The sequence below is a fragment of the Bacillus sonorensis NBRC 101234 = KCTC 13918 genome, assembly GCF_001592005.1.
In the GTDB taxonomy this organism is placed as follows: domain Bacteria; phylum Bacillota; class Bacilli; order Bacillales; family Bacillaceae; genus Bacillus; species Bacillus sonorensis.
Genome location: NZ_BCVZ01000016.1, coordinates 1 through 20,602 on the forward strand (window position 1 = coordinate 1; position 20,602 = coordinate 20,602).

The window sequence follows — 20,602 nt, forward strand, 5'->3', positions numbered from 1 at the left end:
CTTTTAGGGGCATAGTTTAACGGTAGAACAGAGGTCTCCAAAACCTCCGGTGTGGGTTCGATTCCTACTGCCCCTGCCAATTTACACCTTAGAATTTATGGCGGTTGTGGCGAAGTGGTTAACGCACCAGATTGTGGCTCTGGCATTCGTGGGTTCGATTCCCATCAATCGCCCTTTATGAATAATATTGGGCTATAGCCAAGCGGTAAGGCAACGGACTTTGACTCCGTCATGCGCTGGTTCGAATCCAGCTAGCCCAGTTTCATCTTTTATCAATAAGCTGAATATGATAAAATGAGTTCATCATTAACATGCGGAAGTAGTTCAGTGGTAGAACACCACCTTGCCAAGGTGGGGGTCGCGGGTTCGAATCCCGTCTTCCGCTCCAATTTCCTAAAATGATGGCGGCATAGCCAAGTGGTAAGGCAGAGGTCTGCAAAACCTTTATCCCCGGTTCGAATCCGGGTGTCGCCTTAGTGCCCTTGCCGGGGTGGTGGAATTGGCAGACACACAGGACTTAAAATCCTGCGGTAGGTGACTACCGTGCCGGTTCAAGTCCGGCCCTCGGCACCATAGCTCACACATGCCGGTGTGGCGGAATTGGCAGACGCGCACGACTCAAAATCGTGTTCCTTCGGGAGTGTCGGTTCGACCCCGACCACCGGTATCACTAAACATCGTATTGCCAAACGATGAAAGAGCGTTCCTTTTATAAGGAACGCTCTTTTTATTTATTCCTCATCCAAGCGGCAAACCTGCCAAAATAAACTCAATGATCAGTTGTTGTCCGCGGCCTTCATTAATCGTATCATGAAATGGTTTATAGCATTCAAGCAGCTCAGCCTCTTGCTTGACGATCCCCTTATTGAAACCCCTCCAATCAAATGAGCTCTTTTAGCAAGAACCAGGCACCTGTCATCGACAAGGTGCTTTTATTTGTTTAGAGAATTTTCCTCGACACAAATTTTGGATCACTGGTGTATATGTTCTTACCCTCCACAGTTTAGACATCTGTTTACGTTTTGTTTACAAGTTGATCAAACTTTAGCTACATCTGCCCGCTATATTGGAATACAGCAAGATCTCATCCAAATATAGGCAAAGAAAAAATAGAACACGTAAGCATTAATCTTTTGAGGAGGAAAACAAGTTGTCAATCAGTATTAAACTGCCTGATGGGTCTATCAGAGAATATGAAGAGGAAGCAAGCATCGAGGATGTCGCGGCTTCCATTAGCTGCGGACTGGAAAATGCGGTTGCAGGCAAATTAAACGGAAAGCTGGTCAATTTATCAACTCCGCTTCAGGACGGTGCGCACGTTGAAATCGTCACCCGGGACTCGGCCGAAGGGCAGAAGATCGTACGGAGGAAGGATTCGCGGGGCACAGGGCGTATTGTGGCGCTTGATGCAGCACGGGGACTGGCGGTGATAGGGATGTATTTGCAGCACTTCGCCTTGAACGAAACGAACGGTTCAATCGTTTCCGGGAATACGACGCTTCTATTTGTGCTTTGCGGCGGCATCTCCTATTCGATCATGGCCGGGCGCATGATGGATCGAGGAATGGAGCCGGCCGCATTTCGGACGCGGATGCTTGCCCGCGCGGTATTTATCGATATGATAGGATATCTGCTCATCATGCTGAATACTCCGTTCGGGGTGATCTTGCCCGCTTATGCGGCACTGTTTGTGCTGGCGTTGGTGCTCGTTCGTCGTTCGACGCGTGTACTCGTTGCAACGGCAGCAGCTTTGATTGCAGTGAGTCCGCCGCTGATGATTCTCGGAGGCAGCGTCCTGTCGGGAGCGTACTTACTTGGTGATATTGCAGGCGGCCCGCTGTCCGCGCTCGCACTTGCACCCGCTTTTGTCGCCGGTATGGCGATCGGGCGCTTTGATCTGACCAAGACGCGTACTGCACTCTGGCTAGTGGGCAGCGGCGCAATCATGCTCGCTGTCTCTAAGGTGCTGGGCGCTTTCGTTCTTCCAGGGCTGAGCCGTTCCTTTGAAGAGTGGCTCGTAGGCGTTCAAGGCACCGCCGCCGCCCAGCCGGACCAGTATGCAATCTGGCCGTTCAACGTGGAACCGCCTCTGTGGCATAATCTTCTTTCGATTGCTCCGCACAGTGCGTCAACGTTCCAGACACTGCTGGGGCTGGGGGCCGCATTTTTGACGCTGGGACTGGTATGTCTCGTACCGAAGAAGAACTCTGGTGTGTTAATGCCATTCGCGGGAGTCGGACGTGTAGCGTTGACAATGTATGCAGCTCAGTTTGTCGTGATATGGGGTCTCGAACTATCGGGGGTCGAGTATGATATCGGGGCGATTCCATTCGGTGATCTGCTCGTCGCAACCGTGACGATGGTGACAGGGTGGTTGATTGCACAGCTCCCTACCGGTCCGCTCGAGACAGCGATGCGACGTTTTGATCGGGCATTCAGCGCCTTGGGACCAGTTACGGGACCAACACTGAGGTAGGCGCTCGTCTTTAACATTTCGTAAGTATTGCCTGAAGGAAACGTCTGAGCAGACAGCCTTATAAGCGTGAACTCCGAGATATATCGGAGTACGCGGTGGATGAGTTCTGCTGGAAGCAGTATGAGGAAGTTGTAAGCTTGTTGAAATACTTTGTTATTTTCAGAACCAAGGTTCTGCAGGTTTAAACGAAATGCAGAAGCTTAGAATCTGCTAGAACCGCTCACAGGATTAACTTTTTTCTTATCAATGTAACAACTTGAAAATATCGCGCTCAGTACAGAAACGGGGTTGGCATTTTTCTATGTTTAAAAAAACGTTCACAACGTGTTATCTGATGTTGGTCTTATCGCTTATGATGCTGCTGGGAGCGATAACCCCTGGCGTTGCTATGGCGCAGGCTGCCAAGGGGATGGCGTCCGGTCAGCAGACAAAAGTAAAGACGTCCAATCTAAATAAGACTAAAAAATCTCAGAAGCTAAAACTGGACAACAATGTTGCTTCGATGACAGAGAAACGAACGCTTCATGCTGCGTTTAAGCTTCCGCAAGGTGTTGATGTGAAGAGCTTAAGCTGGACGTATGACGGCAAACCGCTGTCTCAATGGAAAAAATATAAGGACCGTGGTTACACCGGTGCATCTTTCATTACGGTTGACCATGTAAAAGTAACCAACGGCAAGGTTCATGCAAACATCAACTTCGACCTTCCTTACGACACAGTCAATCTGGCGGAGCCGCGATTGCAGCGTCCGCTATACGCATCGCTGATGGGCACATTTGATCTGGCAGCAACAGCGAACGGACAAGTCATTGCTCATGCTCCCGTAAAATTGACGCCGTATGACAGCTTCCGCACTTACGATGAGCTGAAACCGGAGATCGATGCCGTCACAGCAAAAGCTGCGCAAAAAAACAACAGATATATCAAAACGACTTCCATTGGAAAATCGGTCGAAGGCCGTGATATCTATTTAACGGTACTTGCCAAGGATAAAGCCTCTGTCGATAAGTATCAGAAGGTGACCCACCCTGCCATGCTGAATGACCCGAAGAAATTGCAGGCCGACATTAAATCCGGCGCATTTGGCGACTATAAGGTGCCGATCTGGCTGAACAATATTCATCCGAATGAAGCGCCTGGAGTCGACGCGATCATGAATTACTTTAAGTCAATGGCATTGGATAAGAGCATTACGTATGATACAGTCCTGCCGAATGGCAAGAAAAGCAAGACAACTTTGAATATAGACGATGCATTAAATAATGTTTTCTTTCTGTTCGTTTATACTGACAATCCTGATGGCCGGGTTCATACAACACGTTCGAATGCTGAGGATTTCGATTTGAACCGGGATAATTCTTATCAAACCCAGCCTGAAACGCGCAGCATAACGGAGCAAATCGCGAAGTGGTCGCCGCTGTCTTTTCTGGATATGCACGGGTTCGATGCCAATTTCCTGATTGAGCCCTCTACTCCGCCTCATAACCCGAACGTTGAGTATGATCTTTTGATTGATCACATGGTGGAACAGGCAAAGGCTATGGGTGAGGCAGGGATTGCAAATACGAAGTACGACTACTATCACATCCCTTATGAAGAACATCGGAAAACTGCAGAAGATCCGAATTATGTGTCAAAAGGCACCGCTTCAGGATGGGATGATGCATCTGCAGCATATACCACTGCATTCGCCATGTATCACGGTGCGATGGGGCACACGCTGGAAACGCCCGAGTCGAATGAGGAGTCTACCAAAGTTCTGTATTACAGTTCTGCGGCAGCTGCAAAATATGTAGCAGGGAAGAAAGAAGAACTGTTCCTGAACCAATTAAAAATATTCGAGCGCGGGGTGGACAATATCGATGACCGTGCTGTCGATCATTACTTGGTCAACGCCAAAAATGAAGAGATCGGCCGTCCGCGGCAGGGCAACCAAAACTTTTTCCCGGAATATTACGTACTGCCGGTCGATAAAAACATTCAAAAGAATGTGCTGGAAACCTATAAGATGGTTGAGTACTTCCTTCGCAACGGCGTAAAGGTTGAACGATCAACAAAAGCGGTAACCGTTAACGGAAAAACATATCCGGCAGGATCATTTATTGTAAACATGCACCAGGCAAACCGCGGCCTCGCGAACTTGGTCTTGTATGATGGAATAGATGTATCTGATTATGAAATGATAGCCGGTGAGATGATTCAAAATTTCCATGATATGCGCGGATTTGACCGTTATGTGATTCGGAATGCCGGGGTGTTCACAGGCAAGACTTCTCGAGTCACATCGGTATCGTTTCCGGGGACTAAAATGCCAAAACGCTCAGATTATGTTCTGATTCAGAACACAAACAATGATGCGGTAAAGGCGGTCAACGAGTTACTGGCAGCCGGCAAGACCGTTACAATGCTCACCAAGAGCGGATCAGGCTATCAAGCGGGTGACTTCTTGGTTGCCTACAAGGACCTGTACCCATTGGCTTCCAAGTACTGTCTCGACGTGAGCGCATTCAGGCATAAGAAACCAAGCGGCAAAATCCTCAAGGCTTCTACTGTAGGAGCACTAGGTGAAGCGGCATATGTACTGAAAAATCTGGGCTTTAAAGTCACATCAGAACAGTCGGGCGCAGATGTGCTTGTCAATACGTTCGACTCTTCTAAATATGTTAATAAAGGAAAGCCTTACATTGCGTTTGGAAATATGGGTATGACGAATGTTCAGAAGTGGATACCTGGCTTTTCTTTTAAAGGACCTGAATGGGAGAGATACGAAGGCGTCTTCTTGGCAAATGTCATGCAAGATCATGCCATTACAGCCCCTTACAATAAACAGGAATACTTCTACACAGTCACTGGTTCTTATATTACCGCTGTTCCTAAAACGGCAAAAGTGCTTGCAGTGATCGCTGATGAAGATCACTTCTTCAAGGCCGGCTGGTGGCCGGGACATGATGCTGCCAAAGGAAAGATTATGGCCTTCACGTATAAAGATAACAACAAGAACTTAACTGTTTTCGCCAACGATTTAACCAATAACGATCATCCGCAGCATCAATACCGGTTGCTGGCTAATTCGATTTTTAATGCCGGTCCCGAAAAAACTGACAATGCTCCATCGCTAATTGGATCAGTGCCTGAGTCGGGCGATTCTGCAAGGCGTAAATAATGGTCGGGCGGTGATTCGTGAATTGGCAGGCCCCGGCATGATCAAGTGTTGGCGGAAACAATTTGGCGCCGCTGAAGCAAGTGACTCATGCCGAATTCTTGACGATGGCCAATTTAACCACTGACACGCAACTTATCTTTACGCAGCGGAGATTTCAGCTATTTTGTACGGCGTCCTACACTCTTATTATGAAGGGTGAAATAGCGACAGTGTTTTACTGTCGCTATTTCATATACGGTCTTATGATGCTTTTCTGGAATACTTCCCATCAAGAGGACTATGAGGAAGCTCTTGCTGAGGATGTGGCGAAAGTGTACATTTTATTAAAAAATTACAAATATTCCACATACTTCTTAGGAAAAGCGATAAAATCAAGTAAACTAACATGAAAGGAGGTTCTTTACATGAAAAAAATAATCGCAAGTGTTTTTTTCATTACTGCATCCCTTGGGTTTGATTTGGCCAGCGCGACAGGTTCAGAAACTCTGCTCGCTTCCAGAGGCGCCGGATCTTAAAGAGCAAAACGGCATGAAAAAAGGCGGCAACATTGTCGCCTTTTTTGGTTGCATTTCTTCTTTCAATCTTTGAAGGTGAGAAGATTCGCTTAATGAATGCTGTAACGGTCATTGGTTGCGTGTGATTCTTCGTTAGTATACATAGTTTTGGAAAAGACCGGTGCTAATCAGGATTCCTCTTGCACTCCCTATCAATATCCTGTACCGTTAAATCAATAAAACCATTCACATACATCATAACTGGAGTGACGAAACGTGAATAAAACACTCAACATCAGAGATGTCATCCTCGGGGAAGGAATACCGAAAATCTGTGTGCCCCTCGTCGGAAAAACGCTTGAACAATTGAAAGAAGAAGCCGCTTTTCTTCCATCCATTCGTCCGGATCTTGCCGAATGGCGGGCTGATTTTTTTGAGGATGTCGAAGACATTGACAAAGTGAAAGAGGTATTGGCTGACATCCGAGCGATATTAAAAGATATCCCGTTGATCTTTACATTTCGCAGCGCGGAGGAAGGCGGCGAAAAAGAAGTCAGTAAGGAATTTTACTTTTCATTGAATCACGCCGTTGCCGAAACAGGGCTGGCAGATGTGATTGATGTCGAGCTGTTCAATGAAGAGCAAGAAGTGAGAAGACTGGTTGAAACGGCTCATATGCATCGTGTATTCGTCATTATGTCCAATCATGATTTTGAAAAGACGCCGCCAGTGGAAGAAATCATTGCCCGCTTGCGCAAAGCCCAGGAATTAGGCGCTGATTTGCCCAAGATTGCGGTGATGCCTGAAACACCGGCTGATGTGCTGACATTGCTTGAGGCGACTCATACGATGAATGAACGCTATGCGGAGCGGCCGATTATTACGATGTCAATGGCCGGGACAGGTGTGATCAGCCGGCTGGCCGGAGAGGTGTTTGGTTCGGCGATGACGTTTGGCGTAGCCGAAAAGGCATCTGCACCAGGCCAAATCGCGGCGGCGGAGCTCAAGCAGATACTTGGCATTTTGCATCGCAATTGATAAATAGACAAAGGAGCCGTTCCAGCGGCTCCTTTTCCGTTTATCCGGCATTTTGCTCAATAATTGCCTGAAGCGATTGTTTCAGCGCTTCTGCATCTTTCAGCTCTGCTTCGTCAAACCGGACGCGGGCGAGCCTTTCGCCTTCATTATACATTTCTTCCAGCCAGCCTCTTAAACCTCTTGCGCGGCGGTCTGCCTCGATCATCATCTCCAGGCCGCTGTCATCTAAAAGAAAAACGAGCTCTAATTCGTCAAACAGGCGGCGGTAATGTTGTGCCACCGGAACAAATTCGAATTCCTGCACGAACGGCAGCCGCTGTTTGAAGTATGGCGCATGTTCACAGTCTGCTTCACGAAGCCGGAATCCGAGTTCTTCGACGGCTTTCAGCACAGCATCGATCCACGGGTGCGGTTTGACGATGATCGGGTCGTTATCCGATTTATCTATTCCCCCTTGAATATCGAGATCTGTAAATAAGAAAACGCCAGCTGCTTTCATCGATATCGGCGTATCAAGCGGCAGGTTGAATGAAAAAGAAAAATGCCGCTCCTCCCCGGGGCTGATTGTGAACGCTTCTGTTACGCGGTGGGATTTGATGGTGGCGGTTTTCCATTCCTTTTTATCATCTTTTACAACGGCATATTTCGCACTCAGCAATACTTCGATATACCTGATCTGCTGTTCGACATTGCCGCCTTTTACAGAAACGGTTCCTCTGATTTCCTCTCCCGGCAGGTAGGCATCTTTCTCCAAAACCGTATCGACCTTTGCCGACCCGATGCCCGCGCTAGCCGCAAGCTTTTTAAAAAATGACATATATTGATCTTCTCCTTCTGTTGAAATAAAGGCAATGTTTATACGCGTTTGATCGCTAAAAGGATTCATTTATTTCTGAATCGTTTTAACTTTCTCTTTTCATCGCTAAATCGATATGTTACCATAAAAACGAATTTAATAGCTTTACTAGGGGTGCCCTGTTTGGGCTGAGAGAGAAACAAGTGCGTTTCTTAACCCTTTGGACCTGATCTGGTTCGTACCAGCGTGGGGAAGTAAAAAAGGTGTTTGCAGAGACCGGGCGATGTATTGCGGCCATCTGCGGATATTTTACTGACTGTAAACCAGGTTCATGAACATGTGCCTGGTTTTTTTGTGCTGGTGCTGTTCTGGAGTTTCGTCCTGATCATTTTAAAAGAGGGGAAGGATCAAAACATGAAACATGAGTCAGTACAGCAAGCAAACATCTCGATTATGTCAAGCTTTTCAGGAAGCCGGAAGGTATATGTCGAGGGATCGCGGCCAGACATTCGAGTGCCGATGCGGGAAATCGCCCTGAGCCCTACGACGGGATCATTCGGCGAAGAAGAAAACGAGCCCGTCCGCGTGTATGACACGAGCGGCCCTTATACGGATGCAAATGAAACAGTCGATATTCATAAAGGGCTGAAGCCTTTGCGGGCGGATTGGATCAAAGAGCGCGGAGATACCGAGGAATACGAGGGCAGAGAAATCAAGCCTGAAGATAACGGCTATAAAAAACAGCATCAGGCGAATCACAGCTACCCGTGGCTAAAAAGAAAACCGCTTCGCGCCAAGCCAGGAAAAAATGTCACTCAGCTTCATTATGCGAGAAAGGGAATCATCACGCCTGAAATGGAATTCATCGCGATTCGCGAGCATGTTTCTCCTGAATTTGTCCGTGATGAGGTGGCAAGCGGGCGGGCGATCATCCCGTCAAATATCAACCATCCGGAAGGCGAGCCGATGATCATCGGCCGGAATTTCCACGTGAAAATCAATGCGAACATCGGAAATTCAGCCGTCACTTCTTCGATTGAAGAGGAAGTGGAAAAAATGACCTGGGCGATCCGCTGGGGAGCGGACACCATGATGGATCTGTCCACCGGAAAGGAGATCCACACAACAAGGGAATGGATCATCCGCAACTGTCCGGTGCCTGTCGGAACTGTGCCGATTTATCAGGCGCTTGAAAAAGTAAACGGGGTCGCTGAAGATTTGACATGGGAGATTTACCGCGACACATTGATTGAACAGGCTGAGCAAGGCGTCGATTATTTTACGATTCATGCCGGCGTCCTTCTCCGGTATGTGCCGTTGACAGCAAAACGCGTCACCGGAATCGTATCCCGGGGCGGGGCGATCATGGCGCAGTGGTGTTTGGCGCATCATGAAGAAAGCTTTCTTTATACACATTTTGAAGAAATATGCGAAATTATGAAAACCTACGATATCGCTTTTTCATTAGGAGACGGTCTTCGTCCCGGTTCGATTGCGGATGCGAATGATGAAGCGCAATTTGCTGAATTGGAAACGCTTGGCGAGCTGACGGAAATCGCCTGGAAGCATGACGTTCAGGTGATGATTGAAGGACCGGGGCATGTGCCGATGCACAAAATCAAAGAAAACGTCGATAAACAAATGGAGATTTGCAAAGAAGCCCCGTTCTATACATTGGGGCCGCTGACAACCGATATCGCCCCGGGCTATGATCATATTACTTCAGCGATCGGAGCGGCGATGATCGGCTGGTACGGAACGGCAATGCTTTGCTATGTGACGCCGAAAGAACATCTTGGACTGCCGAATAAAGACGATGTCCGCGAAGGTGTGATTACATATAAAATCGCGGCTCATGCGGCAGATCTCGCCAAAGGCCACCCCGGCGCGCAAATCCGCGATGATGCGCTGTCAAAGGCGCGCTTTGAATTCCGCTGGCGCGACCAGTTTAACCTCTCGCTTGATCCGGAACGAGCGCTTGAATACCATGATGAAACCTTGCCGGCCGAGGGTGCGAAAACGGCGCATTTTTGTTCAATGTGCGGGCCGAAGTTTTGCAGTATGAGAATTTCTCAGGACATTCGGGATTACGCCAAAGAAAACAATCTTGATGAAAAAGCGGCAATTGAAAAAGGAATGGAAGAGAAAGCAAAGGAATTTAAACAAGCAGGCAGCAAAATTTACAATTAAATACAAGCAATACGGCAGATGAAAGGGGAACCTTTCATCTGTTTTTTTATAAAATAGGGTTGACAGGTCGGAATTATATGAATTAGTATGTTATGTAATATTTCGGAACATTCCATCAGCGCTGATCGGTCAACCGAAGGCTCTTATCTCATTTGGGATAAGAGCTTTTTTATTTTCAAATTGACAAAGAAAGCGGGGAACAAGATGTCTTTATCAATCCGAGTGAACGAAAAAGCGTTTGTAAACGGCGGCCGCAAAGCCAACGTTCTTCAAGATGTGAAGCTTTCGGTTGAAAACGGCGAATTTCTTACCGTCATTGGACCAAGCGGCTGTGGAAAAAGTACGCTGCTGAAAATCATCGCCGGCTTGGATGGGGATTATGACGGGCGCATCAGCATGAACGGCAGAGAAATAAAAGCGCCCGGGATTCAGCAAGGCTTTATCTTTCAAGAGCACCGGCTTTTTCCCTGGATGACGGTTGAGCAAAATATCGCCGCGGATTTAAGCCTCAAAGAACAGGCCATCCGTAAAAAAGTCGATGAATTGATTGAAACGGTCCGCCTGAAAGGCGCGGAGAAATTGTATCCGCGTGAGCTGTCCGGCGGAATGTCGCAAAGGGTCGCGATCGCCAGAGCATTGCTGAGGGAGCCGGACATTCTCTTGCTTGATGAGCCCTTTGGCGCCTTGGACGCTTTTACGAGAAAGCATCTTCAGGATGTACTGACAGAGATATGGAGAGAGAAGAACATGACGATGATCCTGGTGACCCATGACATTGACGAGTCTGTGTATTTAGCCAACCGGATTGCGGTTCTCACGGCAAAGCCGGGAAAAATCCACAAAGTGATTCCGGTTGACTTGCCTTTTCCTCGCAGCAGAACATCACCCGTTTTTCAGTCCATCAGACAAAGGGTGCTGAAAGAATTTGAACAAACGGAAGAATTCAGCTTCCAAGAGGGATCGGGCATCTAACGGAAAGGAGCGGATGTGGATGAAAAAATTGCCGGTGTACTTGCTTGGAATCCTGCTGCTGCTTGCTGGCTGTTCATCAGCCGAATCAAACGGAAAAGACTTGAAAGTGATAAACATCGGGGTGCAGCAAAGTTTAAGCCCGTTGCTGCTTGCAAAAGAAAAAGGCTGGTTTGAAAACGAGTTTGCAAAAGAAGGAATTCAGGTGAAATGGACGGAGTTTCAAAGCGGTCCGCCGCAGTTTGAAGGAATTGCCGCAGCTAAACTCGATTTTTCCCAGGTGGGAAACTCCCCGGTGATTGCCGGACAGGCGGCAGGCGTTGATTTTAAGGAAATCGGGCTTTCACAGGACGGATTAAAAGCAAACGGGATTCTTGTGAAAAAAGGGAGCGGCATACATGACATCAAGGATTTGAAAGGCAAGAAGGTAGCGGTGGCAAAAGGAAGCAGCGGGTTTGATTTTTTGTATAAAGTAATCGACAGGGCGGGCCTGAAGCCTTCCGACGTACAGATTATTCAGCTTCAGCCTGATGAAGCCGCGCCCGCATTTGACAGCGGAGCCATCGATGCCTGGTCGATTTGGGAGCCGTTTTTGTCCCTCAAAACGATCAAAAGCGATGCCGACATTTTGGTTGACGGGGAACAAATTGACCGGTATTCTCCGGGTTTTACGCTTGTACGGAGCGAATTTGCCGAACAGCATCCAGAAGAGGTCGTCCGTTTTTTGAAAGTGTACGACAAGGCCGTAAAGTGGCAGAAAACCCATAAGAAAGAAGCGGTTGATGCGTATTCAAAAATCAAAGGGATCGACAAAGAGGTCGTTGAAAACGTGTTAAATAACACCGAACCGTTAAACGAACCGATCAGCGAACGCATCATTCAAACGCAGCAGGAGACTGCCGATTTTCAATACGAGTTAAAAGCGATCAACAAACAGATTGATGTAAAAGAAGTGGTTGACAACTCGTTTATTAAAAAAGTGCTCAAAGGAGGAGACGACGAATGAGGGCAGTTTCATCAAGCACTTCCGCAGCCGGGCCAAAAACAGTCGCCAAACAGAAGCCGACCGCTTTTAGGCGGGCCTGGGGAAAAGGATTTATATTGCCCGTCATCATCATTTTATTATGGCAGCTTATCGGGTCATTGGAGCTCATATCCAAGACCGTGCTTCCGGCGCCTTATGACATATTGCTGACCTTCCGGGATCTTATTGCATCAGGAGAATTTTTCACTCATTTGGGCATCAGCATTCAGCGCGCCGCGTTCGGCTTTTTCCTGGGAGCCGGACTCGGGTTGCTGCTCGGGCTTGTCATCGGATTCTCCAAAATAGCCGAAGATTATCTCGATCCGTCTCTGCAAATGCTGAGAACCGTTCCGCACCTCGCCGTCACGCCGCTGTTTATCTTATGGTTCGGCTTTGATGAGCTGTCAAAGGTGCTATTGATCGCTCTTGGCGCTTTCTTCCCAGTGTATATCAATACATTTTCGGGAATCAGGGGTGTCGATTCAAAGCTGTTCGATGTGGCGAGGGTATTGGAGTTTCACTGGTGTAAGCAGGTGACAAAGCTGATTCTCCCTGCTTCGCTCCCGAATATTCTTTTAGGAATACGCTTGTCGCTCGGCGTATCGTGGCTTGGCCTTGTTGTAGCGGAGCTTATGGGCTCAAGCGCTGGAGTCGGCTACATGATCATGGATGCGAGACAGTTTTCACAAACCGATAAGGTGTTTGTAGGGATTTTGATTTTTGCTGCCGTCGGAAAATTGACAGATTCCCTGGTCAGAGTGTTGGAAAGAAAGTGCCTGGGGTGGAGAAACAGCTATTTAGGAAATCATAAGTAAAGGAGAGATCGGCATGGAGATTTTATGGTTTATCCCAACTCATGGTGACGGACGGTATCTTGGCACAAAAACGGGAGGCAGAACAGCTGACTACACTTATTTTAAGCAGGTGGCGCAAGCGGCTGACAGGCTTGGATTTACGGGGGTTCTTCTGCCGACGGGGAAATCGTGCGAAGACCCGTGGATTACAGCGGCCGCATTAGCCGCAGAAACGAGAGACTTGAAATTTCTAGTTGCCGTCAGGCCGGGATTGATGCAGCCGTCGGTCGCCGCGCGGATGTCTTCCACGTTTGACCGTCTTGCCGGAGGCAGGCTCCTCATCAACGTGGTCGCAGGCGGCGATCCGTACGAATTGGCGGGTGACGGCCTGTTTATCAGTCATGATGAGCGGTATGAGGCCACCAACGAATTTCTGGACATATGGCGTTCGCTTTTAAAAGGCGAGACCGTCAGCTACAGAGGCAAGCATTTGAAGGCTGAAAACGGCCGCCTGCTGTTCCCGCCGTTGCAAAAGCCCCATCCGCCGGTCTATTTCGGGGGCTCCTCAAAGGCGGGGCAGAAGACCGCCGCCAGGCATGCGGATGTCTATTTAACATGGGGCGAGCCGCCTCATCTTGTCAAAGAAAAAATTCAATCCGTCAAAGAACTGGCCGAAAAAGAGGGAAGAACCGTCCGCTTTGGGATACGGCTCCATGTCATTGTCCGCGAAACAGAAAAAGAAGCATGGGACGCGGCACATAAACTGATCAGCCATTTGGATGATGAAACGGTCGAGGCGGCCCAAAACGCATTGCGGCGGATGGATTCATCCGGACAGCAAAGAATGGTTCAGCTGCATCAAGGCAAAAAAGGCAATCTTGAAATCAGCCCCAATCTTTGGGCGGGCATCGGACTTGTCAGGGGCGGAGCCGGTACGGCGCTTGTCGGTGATCCGGAAACGGTCGCCAGCCGGATAAAGGAATATGCCGATCTTGGCATAGAGTCATTTATCTTTTCAGGCTATCCTCATCTTGAAGAAGCGTATCATTTCGCCGAAAAAGTCTTCCCGCTCCTTCCGTTTCGTACGAAACTTGAACAAGAAGCGTCCGGCGAAGTCATCGGAAATGATCATTTTCCGTCAAAGCAAAAGGAAAAAATGCTGTAAACCAAAAAACTCCAGGGGGCCCTGGAGTTTTTTAAAGCAAATATTGAAGCACAATGATCGGGAAGTGCAGCACTCTGCATGAAAAAACGGTAAAAGATCGACAGTGCATGCCTTCGTGGAAGCAGCCGAATCTTGCTCTCAACTCTCTTACCTGTTATTCATCTGTAACATTTATGATCAATATCTGTACGAATGTTTGCACACTGCCGGAATATGTGGTAAATTTAAATCGTAATAATTACGATTTATTCAAGGAGGGTGAAGAGTGGCCAAAAAATCAAAAGTGGCAAAGGAAATAAAACGGCAAAAGCTTGTTGAGCAATATGCAGCCATCAGAAAAGAGTTAAAAGAAAAAGGCGATTACAGAGCGCTGAGCAAGCTTCCCCGCGATTCAGCGCCATCAAGGCTGCATAACCGCTGCGAGCTGACCGGAAGGCCGAGAGGATATATGAGAAAGTTTAAAATGTCGCGGATTGCGTTCAGAGAATTGGCCTATAAAGGCCAAATTCCCGGTGTCAAAAAATCAAGCTGGTAAAACGAAATCCTGTAAAAAGCGCCGATTTGTTTCCGGCGCTTTTTTTCGACAAATTTTTAATATCCCCTTGACGAAATCTTAATAAACATGTAACATTATAAAAGTCAAAACGATGATCTGTTTAAAAAAAGATCATGCGGGTGTAGTTTAGTGGTAAAACCTCAGCCTTCCAAGCTGATGTCGTGGGTTCGATTCCCATCACCCGCTCCATACATACTGTTTATAACGCAGTGTTTCGTTTCTCAGATTAAACGAAGCATTGCGTTTTTTCATGTATGAATATATAAAAACTTGCTTTTAAAAAAAGCAAGTTTTTGAATGGATCTTTTAAGGAATGATCGCAGATATATGCTCTCCGCCGTGAATTTGTTCGAACATTTTGGTCAAAGCTTCTAGCAGCCGGCTTGCTTCGTCTTTTGGGGTGGACGGTCTGAAAAAGACGAGCTGCAGGGCGTCTTTTGTTTCCGTCTTGACGGGGCGGCGGTTGCTATGCTCTGAGAGGCTGCCGAATATCCCTGATTCGTCAGAAACCGCCAGCAGGTCTTCTTTTCCGCCCATCTCGATGCGTACCGGCCCCTTTATCGTCCGGGCATCATAGATATGAACCGGAATCGAATATTTAAGAGAGAAAAAACGGCTCAAATCAGTGGCTGAATCTGCGGATTCTATGTAACGCTGCCGCTGGATGTCCGCCAGGAGCCATTCCAGGCTTGTTTGCCGCCCGGAAAACGACGGATCAAGCTTTGCCCGCGTCTCCTCCCATTCCTTTATTGCCGGTTCATCGGAAAGCTTGCGGTCGGCGAAATCAAAAAACAGCGATTCCTGAAACAGGCGCAGCCGGCCTTTTAACATTTGCGGTGAGCCTGCGATCTCAATTCCTTTATATAAAACAGCGCCGACTTTAAAGGAGGGGACGCGCTGTAATACAGCGGTGGCTATTTGCACATTTAATTCCAATTCAGACTCAACTCCCATTTATCATGTTACACTTGTATTATACAGTGATCGAAAACCAAAACAAAGAAAGGAGGTTTGCCCATTATGGATATGAAGCAGCTGAAACAGGATGTGATTGAATTCGCGCAGCAAATCGGGATCGATAAAATACGCTTTGCCAGCGCTGATACGTTTGAAACATTAAAAGATCGCTTAATAGAGAATCGGGCGCTCGGTTACGAGTCGGGATTTGAAGAACCCGATATTGAGAAGCGGACAAATCCGCAGCTTCTCCTGCCAAAGGCGAAATCGATCATCGCGATTGCGCTTGCATACCCTTCGAAAATGAAAAACGCGCCAAGAAGCGTAAAAGGTGAACGGAGAGGCATTTTTTGCCGAGCCTCCTGGGGGAAGGACTATCACCATGTGCTGCGGGAAAAGCTTGATCAGCTCGAAGAATTTTTAAAGTCCCAGCACGAAGACGTCAGAACAAAATCGATGGTTGACACAGGGGAGCTTTCCGACCGTGCCGTCGCTGAACGGGCCGGTATCGGCTGGAGCGGAAAGAACTGCATGATCATTACGCCTGAATTCGGTTCCTATGTTTATTTGGCGGAAATGATTACAAATATTCCGTTCGAGCCTGATGAGAGAATAGAGGATCAATGCGGTTCATGCAACAAGTGCATTGAGGCCTGCCCGACCGGTGCGCTTGTCAATCCGGGACAGCTCAACTCCCAGCGCTGCATCGCTTTTCAGACGCAGACGAAAGGTTTTCTGCCTGATGAATTCCGCACGAAAATCGGCAACCGGATCTATGGATGCGATACGTGCCAGATGGTGTGTCCGAAAAACAAAGGCGTTGATTTTCACCTTCATCCCGTAATGGAGCCGGATCCCGAGATTGCCAAGCCGCTTTTAAAGCCGCTGCTGACGATGTCGAACCGTGAATTCAAAGAAAAATTCGGCCATGTGGCAGGCTCCTGGAGGGGGAAAAAGCCGATTCAGCGGAACGCAATCATCGCCCTTGCCCATTTTAAAGAAACGAGTGCACTGCCTGAGCTGGTTTCTCTCATGCATCAGGATCCGCGGCCTGTCATCAGAGGCACCGCCGCCTGGGCGATCGGAAAAATTGGAGAAACGGACATGCTGGAGGAGCTGGAAACAGCGTATTCCCGCGAAGAGGACGAAGAAGCAAAGGCGGAAATTCAAAAAGGCATCAGGCTTTTAAAAGAAACCGCCATGACTAAATGAGGCCTGTCCTGACATATGTTTGGTATCAGGGTTGAAAAACCGCTTGTTTTCAGTTTTGGAAGACAAGTATTTTTCTATCATCAAACATATGGTGGTGTAGCCTTTGAAACAGATCATCGAACAGCTCTTGAAGGCCAGGCTGGACTATTTGATCAATGGCAATGAGAAGAGAGACTGGCGGAATGCCGGCGATGCCGAGGTCATTGAACGGAAACGGCGGCTTTTTGAAAAACGGGGCGTCCATATCGTCAAGGCTAGGATGAGGACGGCGCTCAACGAACACTGGCTTGAGGAAGACGGAAAAACTCACATCAATTATCAAACCCATACCGCATTCTTGTGCAAAGATGGGGATGATATGTATATGGAGGAGCACATCGAAAAACGGATCGCTCTGCTGTATGATCAAATGGTAATCAAGGACTCGGAAGCCCCGCGGCCGCCCGTTCAGCCGCTTCCTGATGAGGAAAGCCGGCATCTTGATGGAGAGCGTGAATTATTGGGGCGCGTCTTCACCTATGACCGGCTTGCCGCTGTCCGCTATGCCGAAATGTTTTGGAATAAGCGGAATTCGGCGTATAAAAACTTTGAAGACAATTGCACTAATTTTATTTCTCAATGCCTTCACGCGGGAAACGCCCCGATGCGCGGCTATCCGAACAGAGGATCGGGCTGGTGGATGCAAAATCATTCCTGGAGCTACAGCTGGACTGTGGCACATTCACTCAGAACATTTCTCAAGCAGTCGAAAGCAGGTCTCCGTTCCATTCAAACAGGAGCCGCCGCCGAGCTTGTGGAAGGCGATGTCATCTGCTACGATTTTAACGGGGACGGAAGGTTTGACCATGTGGCGATTGTGACGGCAAAGGATAAAAGCAATATGCCGCTTGTCAACGCCCAAACCCATGATTGCCGGATGAGGTACTGGTCATACGAAGATTCCCCCGCGTACACCCCTTCGATCAAATATGCGTTTTTTCATATTGCAGATGACACGACAAAAACGTAATCATGGTATAATAAACAGCGGATCAGAAAAACAGAGGTGAACATTTTGGCATTGCATGTCGTATTATATCAACCCGAAATTCCTGCGAATACAGGAAATATCGCACGAACATGTGCAGCAACAGATACAACGCTTCATTTAATCAGGCCGCTCGGCTTTTCTACCGATGACAAGATGCTAAAGCGGGCAGGGCTTGACTACTGGGAGTTTGTCAAAGTCGTCTACCACGATTCCTTGGAGGAACTGTTTGACGCACATCCTGAAGGGAAATTTTTCTTTATTACAAAGTTCGGGCAAAAACCGCACACATCGTTTGACTATTCAGATCAAAACGAGGACTATTTTTTCGTGTTCGGCAGGGAAACGAACGGCCTTCCGAAAGATTTGATCGAGCAAAATATGGACCGCTGTCTGCGTCTCCCGATGACAGAGCATGTCAGATCATTGAATTTATCCAATACGGCCGCAATCCTTGTTTATGAGGCGCTTCGCCAGCAGAACTACAGGGATTTAACGTAATAAGCAAATTGCCGTCCCCAAAAAAAGAAGGGGACGGATTTTTTTTGGTTTTAAACGTAACAGTGTTATGTTACAATAGAGCGGAAGGAGTGAGGAAAATGGCTCATGATGATTTAATTTCAAAAAAGGAACTGCTTGATTTAACATCGATATCTTACGGGCAGCTGTACAGGTGGAAACGGAAAAATTTAATTCCTGAGGAATGGTTTATTCGAAAATCCACTTTTACCGGTCAGGAGACGTTTTTTCCGAAAGCAGACATCTTAAATAGAATCAAAAAAATTCAAAGCATGAAAGAGAATTTATCTCTTGATGAAATGGCGGAAATGTTTTCGCCAAAGCTTGATAAACTCGATATCAGCCGCGGAGAGCTTCTTGAGAAAGGGCTGATTTCCGAGGCTGTCATGTCATTTTTCGTTGAGAATACAAATAAACGCAATGACTCATTTGGACTCGGGGAAGTGCTTGCCGTGTATGTGCTGGAAGGACTGCTTCAGTCAGGAGAGATTAATCTTGAGGAAGGAAAAATGGTGCTGGAGGTCGTGCTTGCGAACGGCGCAAAAAACAGCGGCAGACTGATCGTGCTGCGAAAACTGGGAGTTGCCACATGCTTTATTGCAGAGGGTGACATCGTCTTTGAAAAAGCGGTGAAAGTGGTTGCGGATATCAGTCTCTCGGAAGCCGGAGAAGAATTGAAAACAAAATTGATGTAATGGAGGAAAGGCCATGGATAACTTAACGATAAACGGATTTGGAAGCTCAAGCGGCGGAACGTTTCAGACGGTCGAGCTGAACGGAAAAGGGACGATCAATGGAGAGGTCGAATGTGAACGGCTGTACTGCAACGGAGCGGGGACTTTAAACGGACATGTGAAAGCACGGGAAGCAAAAATCAGCGGACGTGCAAAGGTAAGCGGCGGAATTTCCGCTTCTTCGATTCGTATTGACGGTTCAGCGAAGATTGAAGGAGACGTAAATGCAGGGAAATTGAAAATCGCCGGACATGCGTCATTAGACGGGCATGTAAAAGGCGATGAACTGATCATTCTCGGGAAAGCATCAATCGGCAAAGACTGTGAGGTCGAACATTTTACAGCAGAAGGCCACTTTACAATCGCCGGTCTGTTGAATGCAGAACAGGTTGACATCAGTATTCACGGGGGTGAAAGCAAAGCCAAAGAAATCGGCGGCCGGAGGATTTGCTGTACGGCGCATGAGTCAAAATTTCTTTCCTTGTTGACGCCGTTTATTTCCCGCCCGGCACTGACTGCTGAATTGATTGAAGGCGATCATATTGAGCTTGCCAACACGACGGCGAAAATCGTCCGCGGCAATACGGTCATCATCGGCGAAAATTGTGATATCGGGCTTGTTGAATATAAAGAAGAATTCCGGCAGGCAAAAACTGCGAAAGTCGGAGACAATCAAAAAATTTAGCGGAGGTATGCGGCATGGAGAAAAACAACTTAAAAATAAACGGTTCCGGGAGCGCGGCCGGAGGCACTTATCACAATGTCGTGATCAGAGGCGAAGGAACGATCGGTGCAGGGCTTGACTGCCTTAAGTTTCGCAGCTACGGCTCAAGCGTTCTTTCGGGAGATGCGAAAGTTCAGTCGTTTGATGTTCATGGAGAAACGGAAGTCGGCGGGCGGCTGAAAGCCGATAGAGCTAAAATCTACGGAACGGCTGACATTGTCGGTGACGCCGACATCGGCGAAGCGGCAGTGAGGGGAGTCATCAGCATCGGCGGTAATATGGCCGGAGATATGTGTGACATCAAAGGAACCATTGCCGTGAAGGGCGATTGTGAAGCGGAGCGTTTTACATTGAACGGGAGCCTGGAGTTGAACGGTCTGCTGAACGCCGGGGAGATTGATATTGTTTTAAGGTTTGGCCAGAGCTCTGTCGGGGAAATCGGCGGAACGGTCATCAAAGTAAAAAACAAGCGGGGGCTGTTTAAAAAGAACAGCAGGTTTCTGTCTGCGCAAGTCATTGAAGGAGACGATATCTATCTGGAAAACACTACTGCCGGGATTGTCAGGGGAAACCGCGTCCATATCGGTCCGGGATGCCGGATTCATACCGTTGAATACAAAAGCGATTATCAGGTTTCTCCGAAGGCTGACGTAAAAGAGAATCAACAAATATAAACAAAACAGTGTTATGTTCTGAAAAAGGATGGCGTCTGAACGGCCATCCTTTTTCTTTTCAATGCTACTTCCCGGGTTTGCTTTCGTACC

At 47.8% G+C, this 20,602-nt stretch carries 17 protein-coding genes, 8 tRNA genes and 1 riboswitch; of the genes, 23 read left to right on the top strand and 2 right to left on the bottom strand.

Features of this window, described 5'->3' with window-relative positions; translation table 11 throughout:
• The first annotated feature begins 5 nt into the window (after positions 1-5).
• The 10 genes from BTR1S_RS15745 to aroD all read left to right on the top strand — a co-directional run bounded on the left by BTR1S_RS15745 (position 6) and on the right by aroD (position 7,171).
• Positions 6-79, top strand: a tRNA-Trp gene (locus BTR1S_RS15745).
• 21 nt (positions 80-100) lie between these two features.
• Positions 101-173: transfer RNA gene (locus tag BTR1S_RS15750), tRNA-His, on the top strand.
• A gap of 15 nt (positions 174-188) precedes the next feature.
• A tRNA-Gln gene (locus tag BTR1S_RS15755) sits at positions 189-260 on the top strand.
• Between the two features lie 53 nt (positions 261-313).
• Positions 314-388, top strand: a tRNA-Gly gene (locus BTR1S_RS15760).
• A gap of 15 nt (positions 389-403) precedes the next feature.
• Positions 404-474, top strand: a tRNA-Cys gene (locus tag BTR1S_RS15765).
• Between the two features lie 10 nt (positions 475-484).
• Positions 485-573: transfer RNA gene (locus BTR1S_RS15770), tRNA-Leu, on the top strand.
• Between the two features lie 12 nt (positions 574-585).
• Positions 586-667, top strand: a tRNA-Leu gene (locus BTR1S_RS15775).
• 483 nt (positions 668-1,150) lie between these two features.
• Positions 1,151-2,476 (top strand): TGS domain-containing protein, encoded by a 1,326-nt coding sequence (locus BTR1S_RS15780; protein WP_029419095.1) that lies wholly within the window; start codon positions 1,151-1,153, stop codon positions 2,474-2,476.
• A gap of 301 nt (positions 2,477-2,777) precedes the next feature.
• The gene (locus tag BTR1S_RS15785; protein WP_034326239.1) at positions 2,778-5,639 is read left to right on the top strand and encodes a M14 family metallopeptidase; all 2,862 of its coding nucleotides are present in this window, start codon (positions 2,778-2,780) and stop codon (positions 5,637-5,639) included.
• Between the two features lie 770 nt (positions 5,640-6,409).
• On the top strand, positions 6,410-7,171 hold the full coding sequence (gene aroD, locus BTR1S_RS15795; protein ID WP_006636547.1) for a type I 3-dehydroquinate dehydratase: 762 nt from the start codon (positions 6,410-6,412) through the stop codon (positions 7,169-7,171).
• A gap of 40 nt (positions 7,172-7,211) precedes the next feature.
• On the opposite strand, the gene BTR1S_RS15800 is transcribed toward aroD, so the two are convergent.
• Complete coding sequence (locus tag BTR1S_RS15800) at positions 7,212-7,988, bottom strand: sporulation protein (protein WP_029419094.1); 777 nt, start codon at positions 7,986-7,988, stop codon at positions 7,212-7,214.
• A 139-nt stretch (positions 7,989-8,127) separates the two neighbouring features.
• Positions 8,128-8,237, top strand: a riboswitch (TPP riboswitch).
• A 144-nt stretch (positions 8,238-8,381) separates the two neighbouring features.
• Between BTR1S_RS15800 and thiC the strand changes: the two genes are divergently transcribed.
• The 7 genes from thiC to BTR1S_RS15835 all read left to right on the top strand — a co-directional run bounded on the left by thiC (position 8,382) and on the right by BTR1S_RS15835 (position 14,854).
• Positions 8,382-10,157 (top strand): phosphomethylpyrimidine synthase ThiC, encoded by a 1,776-nt coding sequence (thiC, locus tag BTR1S_RS15805; protein WP_006636549.1) that lies wholly within the window; start codon positions 8,382-8,384, stop codon positions 10,155-10,157.
• 204 nt (positions 10,158-10,361) lie between these two features.
• Complete coding sequence (locus tag BTR1S_RS15810) at positions 10,362-11,129, top strand: ABC transporter ATP-binding protein (protein ID WP_006636550.1); 768 nt, start codon at positions 10,362-10,364, stop codon at positions 11,127-11,129.
• Between the two features lie 19 nt (positions 11,130-11,148).
• The gene (locus BTR1S_RS15815) at positions 11,149-12,132 is read left to right on the top strand and encodes an aliphatic sulfonate ABC transporter substrate-binding protein (protein ID WP_029419093.1); all 984 of its coding nucleotides are present in this window, start codon (positions 11,149-11,151) and stop codon (positions 12,130-12,132) included.
• Complete coding sequence (locus BTR1S_RS15820) at positions 12,129-12,965, top strand: ABC transporter permease (RefSeq protein ID WP_006636552.1); 837 nt, start codon at positions 12,129-12,131, stop codon at positions 12,963-12,965. Before BTR1S_RS15815 ends, BTR1S_RS15820 begins: the two co-directional genes overlap by 4 nt.
• Before the next feature lie 13 nt (positions 12,966-12,978).
• On the top strand, positions 12,979-14,109 hold the full coding sequence (gene ssuD, locus BTR1S_RS15825; RefSeq protein ID WP_006636553.1) for an FMNH2-dependent alkanesulfonate monooxygenase: 1,131 nt from the start codon (positions 12,979-12,981) through the stop codon (positions 14,107-14,109).
• A gap of 265 nt (positions 14,110-14,374) precedes the next feature.
• Positions 14,375-14,644, top strand: a complete 270-nt coding sequence (gene rpsN, locus BTR1S_RS15830; protein ID WP_006636554.1) for a 30S ribosomal protein S14 — start codon at positions 14,375-14,377, stop codon at positions 14,642-14,644.
• Between the two features lie 136 nt (positions 14,645-14,780).
• Positions 14,781-14,854, top strand: a tRNA-Gly gene (locus BTR1S_RS15835).
• A gap of 117 nt (positions 14,855-14,971) precedes the next feature.
• Here BTR1S_RS15835 and BTR1S_RS15840 read toward each other — a convergent pair.
• Positions 14,972-15,601, bottom strand: coding sequence for a B3/B4 domain-containing protein (locus tag BTR1S_RS15840; protein WP_029419092.1), 630 nt, complete (start codon positions 15,599-15,601; stop codon positions 14,972-14,974).
• 84 nt (positions 15,602-15,685) lie between these two features.
• Here BTR1S_RS15840 and queG point away from each other — a divergent pair, with 84 nt between their 5' ends.
• From queG to BTR1S_RS15870, 6 genes are all read left to right on the top strand, one after another.
• Positions 15,686-16,834 carry a tRNA epoxyqueuosine(34) reductase QueG gene (gene queG, locus BTR1S_RS15845; protein ID WP_034326232.1) on the top strand — a complete coding sequence of 383 codons (1,149 nt, stop codon included), beginning with the start codon at positions 15,686-15,688 and terminating at the stop codon, positions 16,832-16,834.
• A gap of 103 nt (positions 16,835-16,937) precedes the next feature.
• On the top strand, positions 16,938-17,843 hold the full coding sequence (locus BTR1S_RS15850; RefSeq protein WP_006636557.1) for an amidase domain-containing protein: 906 nt from the start codon (positions 16,938-16,940) through the stop codon (positions 17,841-17,843).
• A 36-nt stretch (positions 17,844-17,879) separates the two neighbouring features.
• Positions 17,880-18,362, top strand: coding sequence for a tRNA (uridine(34)/cytosine(34)/5-carboxymethylaminomethyluridine(34)-2'-O)-methyltransferase TrmL (gene trmL / locus BTR1S_RS15855; RefSeq protein ID WP_087962487.1), 483 nt, complete (start codon positions 17,880-17,882; stop codon positions 18,360-18,362).
• Positions 18,363-18,460: 98 nt separating this feature from the next.
• Positions 18,461-19,075 (top strand): YhbD family protein, encoded by a 615-nt coding sequence (locus tag BTR1S_RS15860; protein WP_029419091.1) that lies wholly within the window; start codon positions 18,461-18,463, stop codon positions 19,073-19,075.
• 13 nt (positions 19,076-19,088) lie between these two features.
• A complete protein-coding gene (locus tag BTR1S_RS15865; protein ID WP_006636560.1) occupies positions 19,089-19,799 on the top strand; it encodes a polymer-forming cytoskeletal protein in 711 nt (236 codons plus the stop codon).
• A gap of 14 nt (positions 19,800-19,813) precedes the next feature.
• Positions 19,814-20,512, top strand: coding sequence for a hypothetical protein (locus BTR1S_RS15870; protein WP_006636561.1), 699 nt, complete (start codon positions 19,814-19,816; stop codon positions 20,510-20,512).
• The last annotated feature ends 90 nt before the right edge of the window (positions 20,513-20,602 follow it).

What these genes read in the sequence shown, in the direction of transcription:
- BTR1S_RS15785 (WP_034326239.1), top strand. Translation starts at nt 2,778, where the DNA reads ATGTTTAAAAAAACGTTCACAACGTGTTATCTGATGTTGGTCTTATCG.
- BTR1S_RS15800 (WP_029419094.1), bottom strand. Translation starts at nt 7,988, where the DNA reads ATGTCATTTTTTAAAAAGCTTGCGGCTAGCGCGGGCATCGGGTCGGCA.
- thiC (WP_006636549.1), top strand. Translation starts at nt 8,382, where the DNA reads ATGAAACATGAGTCAGTACAGCAAGCAAACATCTCGATTATGTCAAGC.
- BTR1S_RS15810 (WP_006636550.1), top strand. Translation starts at nt 10,362, where the DNA reads ATGTCTTTATCAATCCGAGTGAACGAAAAAGCGTTTGTAAACGGCGGC.
- BTR1S_RS15815 (WP_029419093.1), top strand. Translation starts at nt 11,149, where the DNA reads ATGAAAAAATTGCCGGTGTACTTGCTTGGAATCCTGCTGCTGCTTGCT.
- BTR1S_RS15820 (WP_006636552.1), top strand. Translation starts at nt 12,129, where the DNA reads ATGAGGGCAGTTTCATCAAGCACTTCCGCAGCCGGGCCAAAAACAGTC.
- ssuD (WP_006636553.1), top strand. Translation starts at nt 12,979, where the DNA reads ATGGAGATTTTATGGTTTATCCCAACTCATGGTGACGGACGGTATCTT.
- queG (WP_034326232.1), top strand. Translation starts at nt 15,686, where the DNA reads ATGGATATGAAGCAGCTGAAACAGGATGTGATTGAATTCGCGCAGCAA.
- BTR1S_RS15860 (WP_029419091.1), top strand. Translation starts at nt 18,461, where the DNA reads ATGGCTCATGATGATTTAATTTCAAAAAAGGAACTGCTTGATTTAACA.
- BTR1S_RS15865 (WP_006636560.1), top strand. Translation starts at nt 19,089, where the DNA reads ATGGATAACTTAACGATAAACGGATTTGGAAGCTCAAGCGGCGGAACG.
- BTR1S_RS15870 (WP_006636561.1), top strand. Translation starts at nt 19,814, where the DNA reads ATGGAGAAAAACAACTTAAAAATAAACGGTTCCGGGAGCGCGGCCGGA.